At 39.2% G+C, this 17106-nt stretch carries 10 protein-coding genes; 1 reads left to right on the top strand and 9 read right to left on the bottom strand.

Going from position 1 to position 17106, the window contains the following annotated elements; all coding sequences use genetic code 11:
• Window positions 1–4: 4 nt before the first annotated feature.
• Together sdaAB and IGL56_RS00425 are read right to left on the bottom strand one after the other, a co-directional pair.
• Window positions 5–700, bottom strand: coding sequence for an L-serine ammonia-lyase, iron-sulfur-dependent subunit beta (sdaAB, locus tag IGL56_RS00430; RefSeq protein WP_002387470.1), 696 nt, complete (start codon window positions 698–700; stop codon window positions 5–7).
• Window positions 687–1787, bottom strand: a complete 1101-nt coding sequence (locus IGL56_RS00425) for a PTS sugar transporter subunit IIC (RefSeq protein ID WP_002368593.1) — start codon at window positions 1785–1787, stop codon at window positions 687–689. Before IGL56_RS00425 ends, sdaAB begins: the two co-directional genes overlap by 14 nt.
• A gap of 316 nt (window positions 1788–2103) precedes the next feature.
• Between IGL56_RS00425 and IGL56_RS00420 the strand changes: the two genes are divergently transcribed.
• Complete coding sequence (locus IGL56_RS00420) at window positions 2104–2724, top strand: helix-turn-helix transcriptional regulator (RefSeq protein ID WP_002383467.1); 621 nt, start codon at window positions 2104–2106, stop codon at window positions 2722–2724.
• Window positions 2725–2782: 58 nt separating this feature from the next.
• Here the strand turns inward: IGL56_RS00420 and IGL56_RS00415 are convergent, their stop codons facing one another.
• From IGL56_RS00415 to fss1, 7 genes are all read right to left on the bottom strand, one after another.
• Window positions 2783–3568, bottom strand: a complete 786-nt coding sequence (locus tag IGL56_RS00415) for a lipoprotein (RefSeq protein ID WP_002356118.1) — start codon at window positions 3566–3568, stop codon at window positions 2783–2785.
• Between the two features lie 155 nt (window positions 3569–3723).
• The gene (locus IGL56_RS00410) at window positions 3724–4485 is read right to left on the bottom strand and encodes a formate/nitrite transporter family protein (protein WP_002389593.1); all 762 of its coding nucleotides are present in this window, start codon (window positions 4483–4485) and stop codon (window positions 3724–3726) included.
• 176 nt (window positions 4486–4661) lie between these two features.
• Window positions 4662–7487, bottom strand: coding sequence for a glycosyl hydrolase family 28-related protein (locus IGL56_RS00405; RefSeq protein WP_025189088.1), 2826 nt, complete (start codon window positions 7485–7487; stop codon window positions 4662–4664).
• Complete coding sequence (locus IGL56_RS00400) at window positions 7484–7723, bottom strand: hypothetical protein (RefSeq protein WP_002356115.1); 240 nt, start codon at window positions 7721–7723, stop codon at window positions 7484–7486. Before IGL56_RS00400 ends, IGL56_RS00405 begins: the two co-directional genes overlap by 4 nt.
• Window positions 7724–8067: 344 nt before the next feature.
• Complete coding sequence (locus tag IGL56_RS00395) at window positions 8068–9573, bottom strand: helix-turn-helix domain-containing protein (protein WP_002364561.1); 1506 nt, start codon at window positions 9571–9573, stop codon at window positions 8068–8070.
• An 81-nt stretch (window positions 9574–9654) separates the two neighbouring features.
• Window positions 9655–10569 carry a diacylglycerol/lipid kinase family protein gene (locus IGL56_RS00390; RefSeq protein WP_002391508.1) on the bottom strand — a complete coding sequence of 305 codons (915 nt, stop codon included), beginning with the start codon at window positions 10567–10569 and terminating at the stop codon, window positions 9655–9657.
• A gap of 273 nt (window positions 10570–10842) precedes the next feature.
• Window positions 10843–16941, bottom strand: coding sequence for a fibrinogen-binding MSCRAMM adhesin Fss1 (fss1, locus tag IGL56_RS00385; protein WP_010815893.1), 6099 nt, complete (start codon window positions 16939–16941; stop codon window positions 10843–10845).
• Between the last annotated feature and the right edge of the window lie 165 nt (window positions 16942–17106).

The following is a 17106-nucleotide window of genomic DNA, read 5'->3' as shown; positions in this document are numbered from 1 at the left end:
CCTATCATAATAAGATTATTTTCGATGTGTCATCTAGTGAAAACAGTTGTTCTTTCACCGAGGAAATTGGTGCCGAATCTAAGTCAAAGATGAATAAAATTTGATTCCCTTCCACATAACGAGACACCGCATTCACTTGAATATTATTTTTTTGTAACGTATCTTTAAAAGCTTGCATCGCCTGCTCTTCTTGATTAATGACTAACAAAATAGGTAAAGGACCATGTAGTTGGACATTGAAACCGTCTAATTCAATGTATTTCACCTCGATAGTGCCGCCACCTACAGAAATTCCTGTTAAATGAATTTCGTGCGTTGCATCACTGAGTGTCACACATGCTGTATTAGCATGCTTCACTGGACTTTCTTCACTCATTTCTAAAAATTGAATCTCAATTCCTTGTTCTTCCGCAAGTTCAATGGATTGTGTTACGTTGGCATCATCTGCTGCTAGTCCAAGAATTCCGCCAATAATTGCAAAATCAGTTCCATGTCCTTTATGCGTGTCTGCAAAAGATTCATAGTATTTAATCACAATTTTTTCTGGCGTTCCGCCGAATAACTTTCTTGCCGCTAAGCCAATCGCTAAGGCCCCAGCTGTATGCGAACTAGAAGGACCAATCATAATAGGACCGATAATGTCAAAACAACTTTTGTAGTTCATTACTTTGTTCACTTTTTTAGGTTTATTGATGGCCATAGCTGTGTTCATACGTAACTCCTCCTTTGGTTTTTACTGCTTCTTTTTCACTGGTTACTTCCGTCGTTCCTTCAAATTCTGGTGTATTATCCACCGCTTCAATTCTGTAACGTTTAAAGACCAGCGCACCTAAAAATCCAAACATCAGACTGACCACTGTGATAATCGCTACTGCTAGTAAAGTCGTTTGAATGGCATTGTTACCTAATGTCACAAGTAAACCAGCCCACGGCGTTGCCATTCCTGTCACAGGTACTTTTAAGCCAAAGAAAGTCACTACAATACCACTAACCATTCCTGAAATTAAATTCGTTGCGTAAATAGGAATTGGATTGGAGCTGATGATATCGACTTGTGTTAATGGCTCAATTGCCACAGCTAACGGGGTTGAAGCTGTGCCTAGTTTTAACTTTTTAAATAGCGCCGCATTGACAATGGAACTGCCGTAACAAGTCAACGCACCGACAGCCATTGGTACACCAGTCAAACCAATCAAGGCAGTTAAAACCATTGAACTTAACGGTGTCATACCAACAATCGGGATAATAGCACCTAAAATTGCGCCCATCACATATGGATTGCCATCTACTGCACTTAAAATCGTGCCCCCAATAACTTCTAGGACACCTAATACAACGGGTTGAATAAAACCAGCAACTAACGAAGCAGCGACTGGAATGACTAAAATAACGACTAATAAGTCAATCCCTTCTGGAATACGTTTTTGCATCTGCTCAACAACAAAAGATAAAAGATATGCGGTAATAAAGGCTGGTAACAAGCTGACTTTAATCAATGACAGACCTAAAATAATTGAAAAAACTGGACTAATCCCGAAAGCGAGCGGCACAAGAGCTCCAGCTGCTAAACCACCTAGACTACCCATAGTTTCACCAATTTGCGACACATAATCTAAATGAAAAACGCCGCCTACTGCATATCGCAAAAACGCCTCTGGTAGAAAGGTGGCACAAGCTGCACCAGACAAAGCACTTAAAGATTTTTTCCCTCGCGGTGCTTTAAAAGAGAATAGGGACATGCCACATAAAACTAAGACTAACATCAAGATTCCTGATAACGTTTTCATTTCTTTGCCTCCAACTATATTTTTTTATAACGGATGGTACTCCTGAATAAAATTTTTATTGCTCAACAAGTGAAAGAATGAGCGAGCATTCCGATGAACTAAAGTACAATGAGTAACAAAAATTTCATTCCACATTCAGAGTATACGACTAAACAAAAGTTTAGTCAATGTATTTTTTTAACGTAAAGAATCTTATTGCTTTTCCATTAAAAAAGTATTACACTAAAATTAATTTCAGTGTAGGGGAGGATATCACTTGGAGTCATATTTACGTTTAAGTGAAGTAGATAAACAAATCTTACATTCACATGCCTTAATGCTTGATGGATTAGGGAACTTCTTTGGTAGTACCCATGAAGTCATTCTTCATAGTTTAGAAAATTTGGAAAGTTCAGCTATCAAAGTCATCAATGGCCATTTCAGTAACCGCAAGGAAGGTGCCCCCATTACTGATATGGCGTTAAAAATGTTAAGTCAAGTAGAGTCGGAACATGATTACGCTGTGAAACCCTACTACAATAAAAATCAAAAAGGGGTTATTTTAAAATCTTCCACCATTCCAGTTATCGGTGAAAATGATCGTATTATTGGATTGATCTGTATCAATATGCATTTAGAAATGCCATTAATTGATTACTTGCAAGACTTATTACCTTCAGGACAACAAAATGATATGTCCCAAGAGCTTAAAAATTCTGAACATTTTTCTGACAATATTGACGAATTAATCACTACTTCACTGACAAAAGTAAAACAAGCAGTAGAAAGCGATCCAAATGTATCACATTTGAATCAAAATAAAGAAATTGTTATTCGTTTATATGATCAAGGAATTTTTAATCTCAAAGATTCTGTCATAAAGATTGCCGATCGATTAGGTATTTCAAAAAATACCATCTATTTACATATCCGCAATCATAAAAAAGAAGAAGCTTAAACCATCAAAGCCACCAACGCTAACTAGCGTTGGTGGCTTTGATCACTTCTCTTCTATTTTAATTTGGTAAATCAAACAAGTAAGGTGTCCCTATTTCTCCATTTAACGTAACATCTAAGCGATTTTTTGTGCCGGGAACTAAATTACTGGCTGTGAAATTCCCTTGGGCATCCGCAGTAAAACTTGCTAAAATCACCCGCGCATCATCTGCACGTGACACTAAAATAGTTGCATTCGGTGCTGTTTTACCAGAAATTGTCCCTTGTTTCGGATCAATCGTAATATTGCTAAAAGAAAGCGCTGCTTCTTGTCCTGAACTTGGAATATCAATTTGGACAGGTGCACTATTCCGTTGATCAACGGTTGCGATTAATTGAGTAGTCGCTCCCGCTCTGGGACTAATTACTGTAAAATTGCCATTGGCATCCGCATAAAAAACACCTGCTTGTGCAGAAGCATCACCGACTACCGTTGCTGTAATGGTTGCATTAGGTAATGTAGTACCATTAATTTCATTTCTTTCAGGATTGAAAACAACATTGGTAATTGTAATGTTTGTATCAGGTGCTTGGTTTTGAGGGACTTCATTCGTTTCATCAGTTCCTGCAGAAGGCTGCGTGGCATTTTCTGACGGATTTTCCCCTGTCACATTAGAATTTTGACCCGTGACAGACGAATGACTACTTTTCATTTCTTGTTGACTAGAGGATTTCTGCGTGGCTTTCTTTGTTTCTTGCTTTGGCTTAGAATCATTTGTGCTTGCTGTTTTTTTGTTTCCACATCCTGCTAGACTTAAAGACAATACACTGAACGTTAACATACTGAACAAAGCAATTTTTTTCATTTTTCGTTACCTCCAGAAATCTTTTTGTAACATTAATGTAACATTGTTTTAAAAATCTAGCAATAATTTTTCAACCGTTTTCCTTTTTGTTTAAAAAGAAAAAACCTGCACAAAGGCATTTAGCCTTTGTGTAGGTTTTTATCTGCTAAATGGATTTAATGTTTGCGATAGCTTAAATAGTAAAAGCCAGAAACAAAAATGGCACCACCAATGATATTACCTAAATAAACAAAAATAAAATTACGGAAAAAGTCTCCCCACTGAACGCCGCCTTCAAAAATTGCGGCTGGAATGATGAATGCATTCGCCACACTATGCTGAAAGCCAATTGCAACAAAAATCATTACTGGAAACCAGATGCCTAATAGTTTCCCCGCTGCATCTTTCGCACCATAACAAAGCCATAAGGCCAGACCTACGAACCAGTTACAGCCAATACCTGAAATAATTGCTTGAAGCCAAGTTGCTGCAACTTTATGTTCTGCAAGAGAAAGAACCTGATTTAAATAGGCGCCGCTACTGGTTAAACCTAAATAATGGCCAAAAAAATAGGCAACAAATAGGGCGCCAACCATATTTGCCAATGTAATTGTGACCCAGTTCACGAGTAATTCTCTGAAAGAAACCTTTTTAGCAAACCAAGCCGTACTCACCGCCATCATATTTCCTGTGATTAACTCACCACCAGCCATTAAAATAACAATTAGACCAATTGGGAAAACCGCAGCTCCCACTAAAGCTTGAACACTGGCTAAATCTGCTGGAATAGAGGCGGAAACACGCACATAAGCCAAATAGCCGAGGGAAATCATGGCACCGCCGATAAATCCTAAAATGAGTTTTGCTACCAAAGGCTTTTGAATTTTTTTCTGACCATTTTCAATACTGATACTTAAAATTTCATCTGGTGTATACAAACATTTCACTTCCTTTGTTTTTTGTCCTCCTTTACTTTACCCTTATATCACAGAATTTCAAGTACTTTTGTGTATTTTTTCACTAAAAACTGTAGTTCTTTTAATTTTATATGAAAACATCCTGAAACAAGTCCTATTTCTTGTTTCAGGATGCTTACTTATCCGTTTTTAAAGAGTTATCTTTTCACTTTAAAACAATAGGTTGCTATGGCTAACGATAAAAAGCTCAGGCCTAGGAAGCTCCCAACTGCTGAAGATTGTTCCCCTGTTTTGGGGAATTTTTTCTTGGCAATTTTGGTCGTATTATCCGCTTTTTTGACTGTTCCTGACGATTCTTGATTCGTCTGTATCTGTTTAGTTGCTTGGTTTTCTGCTACTGATTCCTTTGTTTGACTAGCCTTGGCAGAGGGCTTTGAATTACTTTGAGCGTCATTAGGATCTTGATTAGACTCTACCGCGTAAATGACAGAATTCTGGCCTTTGTTTTGGCTGCTTTCGTTTACAGTGCTTGGGGTGCTACTCTCACTTGTACTGTTGGTTGCGCTGGTCGTACTTGAAGCACTACTTTCGCTGGTACTACTTGTTTTACTGGTTGTGCTTGGCGTGTTGCTTTCACTCGTACTACTGCTCTCACTTGTCGTGCTTGGCGTGCTGCTTTCGCTGGTACTACTGCTTTCATTTGTCGTGCTTGAGGTGCTGCTTTCGCTGGTACTACTGCTTTCACTTGTCGTGCTTGAGGTGCTGCTTTCGCTTGTGTTACTAGTTGTCTCTGTTGATTTTTCAACTAACAGAAGTAACGCCGTTTTTATGGTTTGTGTTAATTGATTAATACGCTTTTGTGCATCTGCAGGCGTTTTAAAGCCACCAAGTGTTGGCTCTAATAATTCTTCATCTGACCAAGCAAGCAGTTGTTGTAACTGCTTAGAGCTTCCTTCGCCAGTTGTTGTATCTATTAAGGCTTCTTGCATGGCTTGCCAAGAGTCTTTGGTATATACAGATTCGTCTAATTTATGAACGCTTGCCAGTTCATTTTCTGCTTCTGTACGCTCTAGCGTGATATCGGCTTTTTTGACTAATACTTTCATTGCAGATTGCAAATTACTTGTTAACTGATCCACTTGCTCTTGGGTTTTGTCCTGACTCTCCTGACCTTCTGCTAACAATTGTGTCGCCTGCTGATAATAGGAAGGAACAATTGTTTTAGGCCCAATGGCAGTGAATAGCTGCCAAGAGTAAACTGTATATTGGTTTGCTTCACCAATCGAAGCATAAACGGTTTGTAGCTGGGACAAATCAAGCTTTTTTGCAGGGGCCTCTACCGTCACCGGTACGTTCACTGTTACCAATGACCCTGTTTCATAAGTTAATTGAACAGTCACTTTTTGTTGGCCGATTTCATTTAAGACCTCTGGATTGACGATTTTAGCGGCTGGGACTGCTTCATCCGCGTCATTTGTATTAGCAACCAGTTGCTGCGGATCGATTGATTGTCCTTGCACAATCGTTGTAGCCACAGGGGTTGCTAAAGTATTTCTAACCGGAATTGGCGTATTTTTATATTGCTCATAAAGTGTTGGTGAAATTAATGATTCCCATGTTGCTGGCATTAAGCGATAGTCCGCCTCTGTCCAATTTTCTACCAATAATTGGCCGTTTTTAAGGCCATCATCTCGAGTATTGTCTTTCACAAAACTCGTTTCTGGTCGGAAACCACCGCCACTAGCGATTAACAATTCCCGACGTCGGTTTTGCGGAATATTGTGGTAGTTAACAAACTGATTGTTGATAAATACGCCATTGAACACATTGTTATTTCCTGTATGTCGATTGTATTCCATTCCAATTGCATATTGATTGTTCCAATACTTCCAATCAAAAATGTTATTAGCCACTAACCAGTTAGAGAGTTCTGAGATAGCACCCTCTGCTTGCGTTTCTGCCAAACCAATCTCTGGTGTTCCATACATAATGAGACCTGTATTTCGCAAATAATTATTCATAATCGTAATATTACGGCCTGATTTAAACTTAAATCCGCCAGCTGGACCATTTTGTAGTCCGCGTAAATGATTCCCTACCACCGTGATGTTTTGGGCGCCACGGAAATAAATTGCATGATCTCCCACTAGACCATTCAAGTTTTCATTATCATAGGGTGAATAGAAAAAATTATGTTGGACAGTTACATCCTTCAGCATATTAAAAGAATTAACCCCGGTGGATAGATAATTTTGTTCATTAGGTACTGAAATAGCACCTGCTTCAATGGCTGTTTGTAAACGTGTAATAGTTGCTGCTAAGTCTGAACGACTGGTGCTTTTAATCGCATCTAATTCCGTCACTTTTAACCCAAATAAATTGTCCACGATGTCTACATCTGACATATACTGGAAGCGACTTGGTGTTGAATAACCACCAATGTAAATCGCTCGGTTAAAATCAATCTTGGGTTGCATGTGTGCTGTGTCTCGCATGAAAATATTGCCTGAAATCTTAACGCCAATGTCTGCATTTAAATTGACCACAAATCCTTTTAATGGATTATAGAAGATATTGTTTGCTAGCGTTAATTGATTCGTCAATTTCAAGGTCACATTGATGCCATCAAAAGCAATATTTTGAAGTCGTACATTGGTTTTCGTTCCGTACGTAGTGTCTTTCAGTTGAATCGGTGTACCTGTAGCATTATGTAAAATAGTGGCTCCTGTTGTATCGCCAATTAATTGATAATTTGAAGAAATCGTAATATCTTTTGACAAAGCATAACTTCCCTGTGGTAAAAATAATGCCCGTCCTTCCTTTGCTGTCTGACTCAGTAATGTCTGTAACTTCTCTGTTTGATCCTCTGTGCTATTAGGTACCATCGCTTGCGCACCAAAAATTGTTGCATCTGTTGCATCAACTGGTTCAGCCGCTTCAGTCACCATTGGTAGACCAACCACCGTCAATAAACCAAATAGAAGAATAAGTATTGTTTTCTTCATGTGTTTTCCTCTTTTCATTCCGTTACTTCCAACGGCTTATTTTGTAAAAGTTGATACAGCGTAATAACACGACTGTCTTCGTATGCATAAATTTTTTTAAATTTTGGATTCATATGTAAGATACTTGTTACCTTTAACAAGTTTTGATTTGTGACTTCTAATTCTAAGGCCTCAACCAATTCCTTTAATCGAACACCGGCACTATTTTCTTCACAACTTAAGATTTCTTCAATTTGTTCCATCCGTTTTTTCATTCTATCCCGCCTTCCTTCCCTTGCTCTTTCTATTATATAGAAAAATTCTTGTGAGAACCCTCAATATTTTTTAACTGACTGTTAAAAAAAGTAGTAGTTCCTTTACTATCAATAGCTAATCATCTATTATTTACGATAAAAAAAGCAAAAAAAGTACCTTTTTGACATAATTTTCAGAAGAATTGACGCAGTATTTATTAAAAAACAACGAGAAAACGTCAATAAGTAGGTGTTGATTACCTACTTATTGACGTTTTCTTCTTGTCTTTTTTTACTTTTTAGAAAAATTTTTTTACAATTTATCGGACATATACCTCAAAAAAGCCCATTTTTTTGATTTTTTATTAAAGTGACGTGGTTCTTTTCTCGTTAATTTTTACTATTTTTTGGTTCAAACGATTATATTGCTCAAACGTTAACTCACTTGAAAGTAAAAAGATCTCTGGATGGCCCGTTTCTACATCTGCCAAAGAAGTCACTAATAGTAAATCAATATTTTGCCATTCTTCTTTGCTTGCTTCACTGTATCGTAAGACTTCCAATGCATAAAACCGACGAAAATTATTTTCAATCGAAAGTTTCACCCGTTCTTCTTCCAGTACTGGCAAGCCTGATTTTAACCCTAAAACAATTTTTTGTTCACGATGAATTAAATCATTAGAAAGCGCCAAAACACTAGAATAACGCAAAGCCAAAAATTCTTTATTTGTAAATAATTCATTGCCTGTTTGTTCGTAAAGTTGATTTAAGCCTTGGCTTAATTCTTCTAAAAGAACTGGATATTTTTCTTTAACTTTATTCCAGAAGACATTGTACATTTTCACATTTTGGACATAGTAAAGTTCGGCAAATAAATGTGTAGCAAACAAATAATAAAAAATTTGCGGACGAATTTTCTCCAATTGCGGCGTCATGTGTATTTCTTCTAATAAGAAATGTTGGACTAAATGAGTCAACATATAAACAGGCGCTTCAGACTCATCAAAATGCGCTAAAATTGCTTGTGCAGTGGCTTCATCTTGATAAAATTGGTCATTGGCTAACAAGAAAAAGTACACAAAAGTTAAATCGTTTTTGTTAAGGAAAAGGGTTGTAGCTGTCATCTCTTCTATAAAGGCTTGGTAATGTTTATTACCTTCTAAATAAGTTTCTTGCTCGGCTGAAGGTCGATATTCGGCGCCTTGCGCACTCCGGACTTTTGAGATAGCGACCATATATTTAACTCGGCGTGTCACCGTTTCCGCAACTTCTACGTTGAAAAAAGCCATCATTTTTTGGACAGTTTGTGCGACTTCCGTTTCTTGTATATAGTCAAAAGGCCAAGTATCACGGATTAAGTCCATAAAAATAGTGTAAGCAAAATGGCGCAAATACGCTTCATTGCCTTCAATTTTCCAGGTGCTTTTATTAATCACTAACCCCAATGGCGCTAAAATTTCTGTAAACCCTTTAAGCAAGCGCCGAATCGTGGCATCACTGGTATGATATTTTGTTGTCGCTGGCACAATCCCATTAAATCGACCCCAGAATAAATCTTCCATTACTTGATAAGTTAAACTATCCCGAAAAATTGCTGTATAAAGTTTCTGGAACGCTTGGCTAGACGCCAAGTTCAAGCGATAGCCATGCCCCTTTTCAAAAGCCAAAGAAGCATCATTATCCACAGCATAATACGTAATGTCATCTTTTAGAAGCTCTACGTATTTTTTGACTGATTTTTTGTTTAATTGTAATTCTTCTGCTAACTCATTGATGTCAATCCAGCCTTCATTAATTGGCAAGTTTCTTAAAATAATAATTTTAGAAACGACATCTGTATCGAATATATCAACATATTCATCCCATTTCACTGTTCACTCAACTGCCTCTCTTCTGTTCTATTGTACACAAAATGAGAAATCTATTCCACGAAAAAATAACAGTTGTTTCTTTTATTCTTTCTTAGATGTGGACGTTTCAGGAACAAACACGTTGAGTCCCCCAGCTTCCACCGTTACTTTAATCGGTAAATCATCGGTAGGGTCGCCATCTGTTCGTGTTTGGACTTTCTTGTCTTTTTCGCCACTAATTTTAAATTGACTCCCAGAGAAATACACGACACCAGGAATTTCATTTAATTGTCCTCTGATAATTTTAGGTAAATAATAGACAAACTTGTAAAAAACTAACTTAGGCAAAATGATAATGTGGACTTCGCCGTCATCTGGCGTAGCATTGGCATCGAAATTGGTAAAGCCGCCAGCAGAATTCGTCATGGTCATCGTTAATAATTGGGCTTTGCCATGCCAACGTCTTTCATCGCCATCAATTTTTAGTTTGTATTTTTTCTTTTTCATTAATAAGCGGAAAAATTGCTTTGTAAAGGCTAAAGGACCATATTTTTGTTTCTCCTGTTGGGTCACATTTGCTGCTGTGTCCGCTAATAGTCCAATCGTTAAGGTCGAAATCATCACATCTTGATTTACCATCCCAAAATCAACTGGCGTGGTCTGTCCTGCCAAAATGGTCTCAAAGGCGTCTTCTTCTTTCAAAGGAATACTTAACACACGTGCAAAATTATTGACTGTTCCACCTGGAATAATCCCTATTTGATAGTCACGAATGGTGTCTTTAAAATTTTGAACGGCATGATGAATGGTCCCGTCACCACCAATGACGACCAAGACACCCACTTGATTTTCTTTGGCATTTTTCCGCATTTCTTCAGGATCAATGTCTGGATTGGAAGGTTGCAAAATAACCGCTTCCCCTCTCGCTTCTGCAGCTTTTTTAAAGCGTTCTGCAATCTCTTTACTTTCACTACTTCCTGAAGTTTCGTTGTATAAAACCATCATCTTTTTCATCATTCTATCCTCATATCTCTAACTAAATTTCTTGCACATGTAAAGTGTACAATATTTTAGCCAAAATACCTAAAGATAGCATCGAAAAACAAAGGCTGAGGCACAAGCGGTTATCTCCAAGAACCCAGTAAGTTCTGTTCAAAGACTAAACTGCGATGAAGGCTTACCTGAGAATGTCAATAAGAAGGAGCTGCTTTTGTTCAGTTGATTAGCTTAAGATGAAAAAACAGGCCATCCGTCCTTTCGACGGATGGCCTGTTTTTTTATAGCTTTTGCTTATTTCTTGCTCTTTTTATAGAAGAGCCAACTTGCCAAACTGACCAACAGGAGGCCGATAAAGACAAAGAAGTAATTGACTTTTGTGTTGGTTTTCGGTAAATCAAGCCAACCTGTCTCTCTAGCTGCTTGTTTCGTTGTTGGCTGATTTGGTTTTGTTTTTTTGGATACAGGTTGTTTCTCGTTAACAAACGTGCCCGCATCCACGAGTTCAGGTTTGTCTTTCGCTGTTGCCGCAATAGTGAATGCGACTGCTTGCTTAGACAGTTGGTAACCATCCGGTGCTTTTGTTTCCACAAAGGTATATTTTCCTGGTTGTAAGTGGTTCACTTGAACTAACCCTTGGTTGTCAGAACGTAATGAACGAGCGACAGTTTGCCCTGTCTCTGCATCTGTCACTTTAAATTCAGCACCTGCTAAGGCATTCTTTTGCTGGTCAATTTTCACCAGCTTGGCAGCACCTTGGTAATTAATAAAAGGTGCTTTAAGTACCACAGTGGCTGGTTTGCCTTGGTTGTCTTTGGCAATCGTAAAGCTTGCGCTTGGCGTTTCATTAAGAAGATAGCCTGTTGGCGCTTGTGTCTCCACAAAACGATACGTTCCCGGTGCTAAGTTTTTCGCAATGACTTTGCCTTGCTTGTCAGACATCAGATTGGCTTGTCCAGCTACGGTTTGCCCTGTTTCATCAATGACCTTAAACACCGCACCTGCCAATGCTTCACCTGTTTCGTTTTCTTTGGTTAATTGAGCAGTTCCTTGATAATTGATAAGATCGCCTAAAGCAATTGGCTGCTCTTTTCCTAATTGGGCGGTTACATCAAATGGATGTGGCGTTGTGTCTAACAGATAGCCTGTTGGTGCTTTCGTTTCCACTAAAACGTAATGCCCTTCATTCAGACCTTTAGCGTAAATTTCGCCAGTCTTCTCCGTTGTTATTTCAGAAACTTTTTCTCCTGCACGATTCAAGAATGTTATTGGTGAACCTTGTGGCTGATTCTGATTATCGGCGTTGTAAATTGCAAAAACTGCACCCGCTAAGGTTTGACCTTGCTCGTTGACTTTACGTCCCGTTACTTCCGCTTGATAATTTACAAACTCTAACTCATCTAGTGGTTGTTTATCATTTGAATTCTTCTTCACTACAAAATAAATGGGTTGTTTATTGACGATATAGCCATCCGTTGCATCCATTTCATCTAATTCATAACTACCAGCGCCTAAATCCTCCATAGCCAATGAACCATCTTTTTCAGCAGTTACTTCTCTTTCAAAGATTTTTTCCCCGTTTTCGATTCGATACAATTTAAAAATCGTTCCTGGAAGTGGGTTCGCATTGGCATCAATTTTCTTAAAGACGGCGCGTCCTTTGAAATTGGCGAAGGCCCCTAATTGGAAGATCTCCGGATCGCCTTTGAAATCACCACGAATTTCTACTTTTACTAATTCAGGATAAATAATATAATCTGCGCCATCTGGTAATTTTGGTGCTTTGATTTCTTTGTAATAATAGGTACCTGGCGCCAAGTCTCTAAAGATAATTTTGCCATCTTTGCCACTCGTTGCTGTAATCCCTAATGATTGTTTATTGTGATCATATAGTTCAAAAACAGCACCTGCTAATGGTTGGTCTGCGCTATTCGTTTTCACGATTTGGAAAGCCCCTTTGTAATTCACAAAGTTGTCACTAGCAACAACGACCGCTGGTTTACCAGCATTTTTCTCAGCAATTTCAAATGGGACTGGCGTGGTATTTAATAAATAGCCTGTTGGCGCTTTGGTTTCTACAAAGCGATATTTTCCTGGGGCTAAGTGCTCTGCAACAATTTCCCCTTGATTATTTGTCGTCAAGCCTGTTTGAATCGTTTCTCCCTTCGCATCAAGCACTTTAAATGTCGCACCACTTAATAAGTGTCCATTCACATCTTTTTTGATTAATTTAGCCGTGCCTTGATAGTTAACAAAGTTAGCCGTTGCTATAACTGTTGCTGGTTTGCCCCGATCGCTTGCTGCAATCGTGAAAGCACTTGGTTCAGTGTTTAAAAGGTACCCTGCTGGCGCTTTGGTTTCCACAAATTGATATTTTCCTGGGGCTAAATCCGTCACTGTGACTTTTCCGTTTGCATCCGAAACTAAGTGTTCTCGAACTGCTTGTCCTGTGGTATCAAGGACTGAAAATTCAGCACCTGCTAATGGATTGCCTGCTTGGTCTTTTTTAATTAGTTCAGCAGAACCTTGGTAATTAAGCATTTTAACATGAACATCACGAATTTGTCCGCTCGTGTTTTGTGTCACAATGAACCGTTTGGGTGTCGTGTCTAAAAGATAGCCTGTCGGTGCTTCGATTTCTGTGAACTGATAAAGCCCTGGTTTTAAACTATCCACCTCTAACTGGCCATTCGCGTTGGTTCGATCCGGCGCAAGGGGAACTTCTTCCCAATGAGTAAACGGCGTGGTTACGGCATGCTCTAATTTAAAGCGAGCATTGACTAACTTTTTACCCTTCTCATCCATTTTTTCTAAAAATACTTTATTGACATCGTTTTTAATAATGGTTGGTTGTGCTCCTTCGGCTGAAGTTTCTTCATCAATAGTAATGACTCGGCCTTTAGCTAATTCGTCCGAAACTGTATAGCCTTCTGGTGCTTTTGTCTCCACCAAAATGTATTGCCCTTGCGGCAACCCACCAAATGTGATAACCCCAGTGGCGTCTACTGTACCTTCACGTAGGACTTGTGTTTTAGCTTGGTCCCAAATTTGGAAATGGGCGCCTGCTAAAATAGTTGTCCCATCCATGGCTGTTTTCTTCAGCTGAATTTTGCCTTTAGTCCCTGTGGCATGCCCGCCACTGTGATCAATGTCAACGACCACATCGCCATTGTCATCCCCATGAACGACTTCTGAACCATTTCCAGTAATTGACACTTGGTTGGATACCGTGTCTGTACTCCCCGCCGCTGAAGAAGTCACTAAACTACGATATTCCATATAATAAGGTGCTTCAATATGGGCCATTTTAACGACAATTTTTTGTTGTCCTGTTTCATTATCGGTGGTAACTTCCAGTGTGTAATCTTTTCCTTCTTCTAAAATAACAGATTTATCTGGCGTAATAGTTCCGTCTTCTGTTACGTTGGTACCGTAAATCACCAATGACTCGGGATCTAGCACTTGGTTTGGTGAGGGTGTATCAGTAATAACCACATCGTCTAAAACCGATTGGGCGCCATTGATCATTACATGCCAGTACACATGATCTGGATCATCTTTGTGGTATTCGCCACCTTTTTTCACTGATTCGCCACCATGTTGAATAGAAACTTTTCCTGTCACATCACGTGAAGAACCTTGGTTTGTATAAGATGCGGTATTGTCATAACTAGCCGAACCTTCGATAACTTTTTCATCAACAGACGTCTTAAATTCAATCACATACGTACGACTATCATTAGGAAAATCAACACGCCAAGTATTTTGGTTTTTCTCGCTTGGTTCTTCCATTGTGATATCCGTCAACGGTTGCGTTGGTTTCACTTTTTCAACCGAACCATCTGGCTTTGTATTGCCTTCATAGACTTTCAAGCTCCCAGCCAAATAGGTTTGATTGGCTAAAATTGGATCCGTCAAAAAGGCGTCGACTAAACGATTATTACTTAAATTAACCGCAAGCGTCCAAGTGATTTCTTTGGTGACGGCATTGTAAACACCGCTTTTTTGCGCATTTAAATCAAAAGCAGGTAAAGGTTTAAACGGTTTACTATCTTCTGAATGATGATTGTTTCCTGCTTCATCCATCCAATCAATGGCAGCGGTATTTCGGTAATGGTCCAATGCAGGATTGTTAGCATCTAACTCGGTAACATCGAAAAAGGTAGTATAGGTTACGTAAAAGGCATCACTTGTTTTGGCATACGCCCCCATGAAACTTAACTTAAAGCCTGTTTCACCTTCTGCATTACGAGTTATTTCTACCATGTAATCTTTACCTAACGTCAACTGAGCACCAGTGGTTGTATCTTTAACAACCAACGAATTGGGTACCATGGTTAAGCCAGGAACTGGTTCGTATGTGTCCGTAATCACGGCATTTTCCATCAAATAATTATTTTGATTCACAGCTAACGTCCAACCAATCGTTGAATTTTGATAATCAACTGCACCAGTGTTTTTAATAATATTTTGTTGACTGGCTGTGCCATCACCTTCTGAATGCTGACCAGTGCCGACATCCACACGATTATTCACGGCAACATCGCCTTCGACAATTCCATCAACTTTGGTTTTATAATCAATCTTGACTGCGCCATTCACATCATGTAAAAAGTCAATTGCAAAGGAACCGTCTCCGTTGATTACCACTTTGTAATCTTTTCCTTCCACAAGTTCTGCTCCAACGACTTCATTTCCTTTGTCATCAAACGTCACTGAATATAAATGTAAAGAATCTGGTTCAAACGTTAAATTATCGCCCATTGTGTCTGTAATGACTGCTTGGTCTTTTGGAATGATTTGTTCACCATAGTTGTAGTTAATTTCCCAAGTGAATTCTTGATTGGTTTCATCGTAATCTATGTTGCGCTTGTCTAACATTTTGCCATATGTGGCGGTAACAGTTGCTTCAGCATCTAACCCATTTGGATTATTATCACTTGTTAACGTCGCGTGATTTTTAAAAGGCACATCGCCGCCGCCATCTGGAATAACCGCCTCGTCAATCGTCGTTTGGTACTCAAGACGATACGCTTTGTTGGTGTCACCTTTAATCGTCACATTGCCATTTTTATCAACGGTATATTCATCTGGACTAAGTTCGCGACCCACTTCTTTAATTGTTCCATCAAGATTCATCACTAACTCATAGACTTTCACGGACTTAAAGGTATTCCCTGTTGGCCATGTTTCCGTCACAGTTGGATTTGTTTGATCTTTCATCGCTTGATTGATATCTATCGTCCAAGTAATCGCACTAGGATTGGGCGTTCGATCAAAATGGCCTTGTTTATCAATTTGTTGTTCGGTATCTGGGACAATCGGAATCACTACAGGCGGCAAATCTTCTTGTGTAGGAATATCAATCACCCAATCTCCTGGGCCCCGCCCATCTGAATCATTCAAATGAGTATCTAAAGAAAAGTCCCCGTGAATGTCACTTTCAGACGTGATTCGCTCATTAAAGGTAAAACGAACCGTACCATCTTCACTAATTGTGTAGGTTCCATAGACATTGCCTTCTGCATCAACTAAATCACCTGAACCTGGTTTATTAGGTTTCAAATTGCCAGGTAATTGAAACTCGAAGTAATCGCCTGCTTTCATTTGTTCCCGCACATCTTCTGGAATCGACCAGTTAAAGTTCCAATGAATGGTCACATCTTCTTTATACGGCGGTGTTGCTGGTGTGCCATCAGGATTTAAATAAATCGGATCTTCAAAATTATCGATAATCGTTGTTTCATCACCTGTAAAATAGTCACTGATATCTGTTGGTCCTGCTACGCGCGGTTTGACAGTCGTAGACTCGGTTGTTTTACTTTCTATCGCTTTTGTCGTGCTGGCGACAGTTTCTTCGGACGAACGAGGAGCAGAGGAGTTTGTAGATGCTTCTTCTGTTGAACCTTCATTCGCTGATGCGGCTGGCGAACTCGTGATTGCCGTTGATTCTGTCGGATCAGTACCAGTATTTAACGTCAACGCTCGTTGCTGTTGTCCATAAGAAAACGTCACATCTTCTGTAGCTGTAGGGTTCAACGTTAAGACTAACGTATCTGCTAACGCTTGCTGATTCAATTCAATTTGAATCTGTTTCTTCTGGTCATCCACTTGAATCTTGCGCGTATTATTGGGCGCTGCCCAATGTGCAGCTTTGATTGACACATTGGCACTATAATGCACTACAACCTCTTGTGTTACTGGTTGTGCTTTTCCTTGAAGCGCTAAGGTCATTTCTTGCTGGCTGGTTTGCTTCACTTCTCCTAACATTAACTGGCCATCGCTGTTAACATCTTCCGCCAAAGCCATGAGTGGTGTGCCATAATTTAGAACAAGTAACAAACACATCAACCCGTAGAGCCAACGGTTTACCATTGGACCATTCTTTCTCATTTCTTTCATCCTTCCTCTACTAACGACACATAGAAGAGAACGTTCACTTCGTACCAATTTTTTATTTTAAACCAAATAAGTGAGTGCTCTTCTGTTGTCTTTCTTCCTTGCTAAAACAGACAGCCAACACACCTTTTCTTTTTATCTCCTCAAAACGCACTCTTA

Source organism: Enterococcus sp. DIV1316a (assembly GCF_050536915.1).
GTDB lineage: Bacteria > Bacillota > Bacilli > Lactobacillales > Enterococcaceae > Enterococcus > Enterococcus faecalis.
This window is presented reverse-complemented; position numbering and strand designations above follow the sequence as displayed.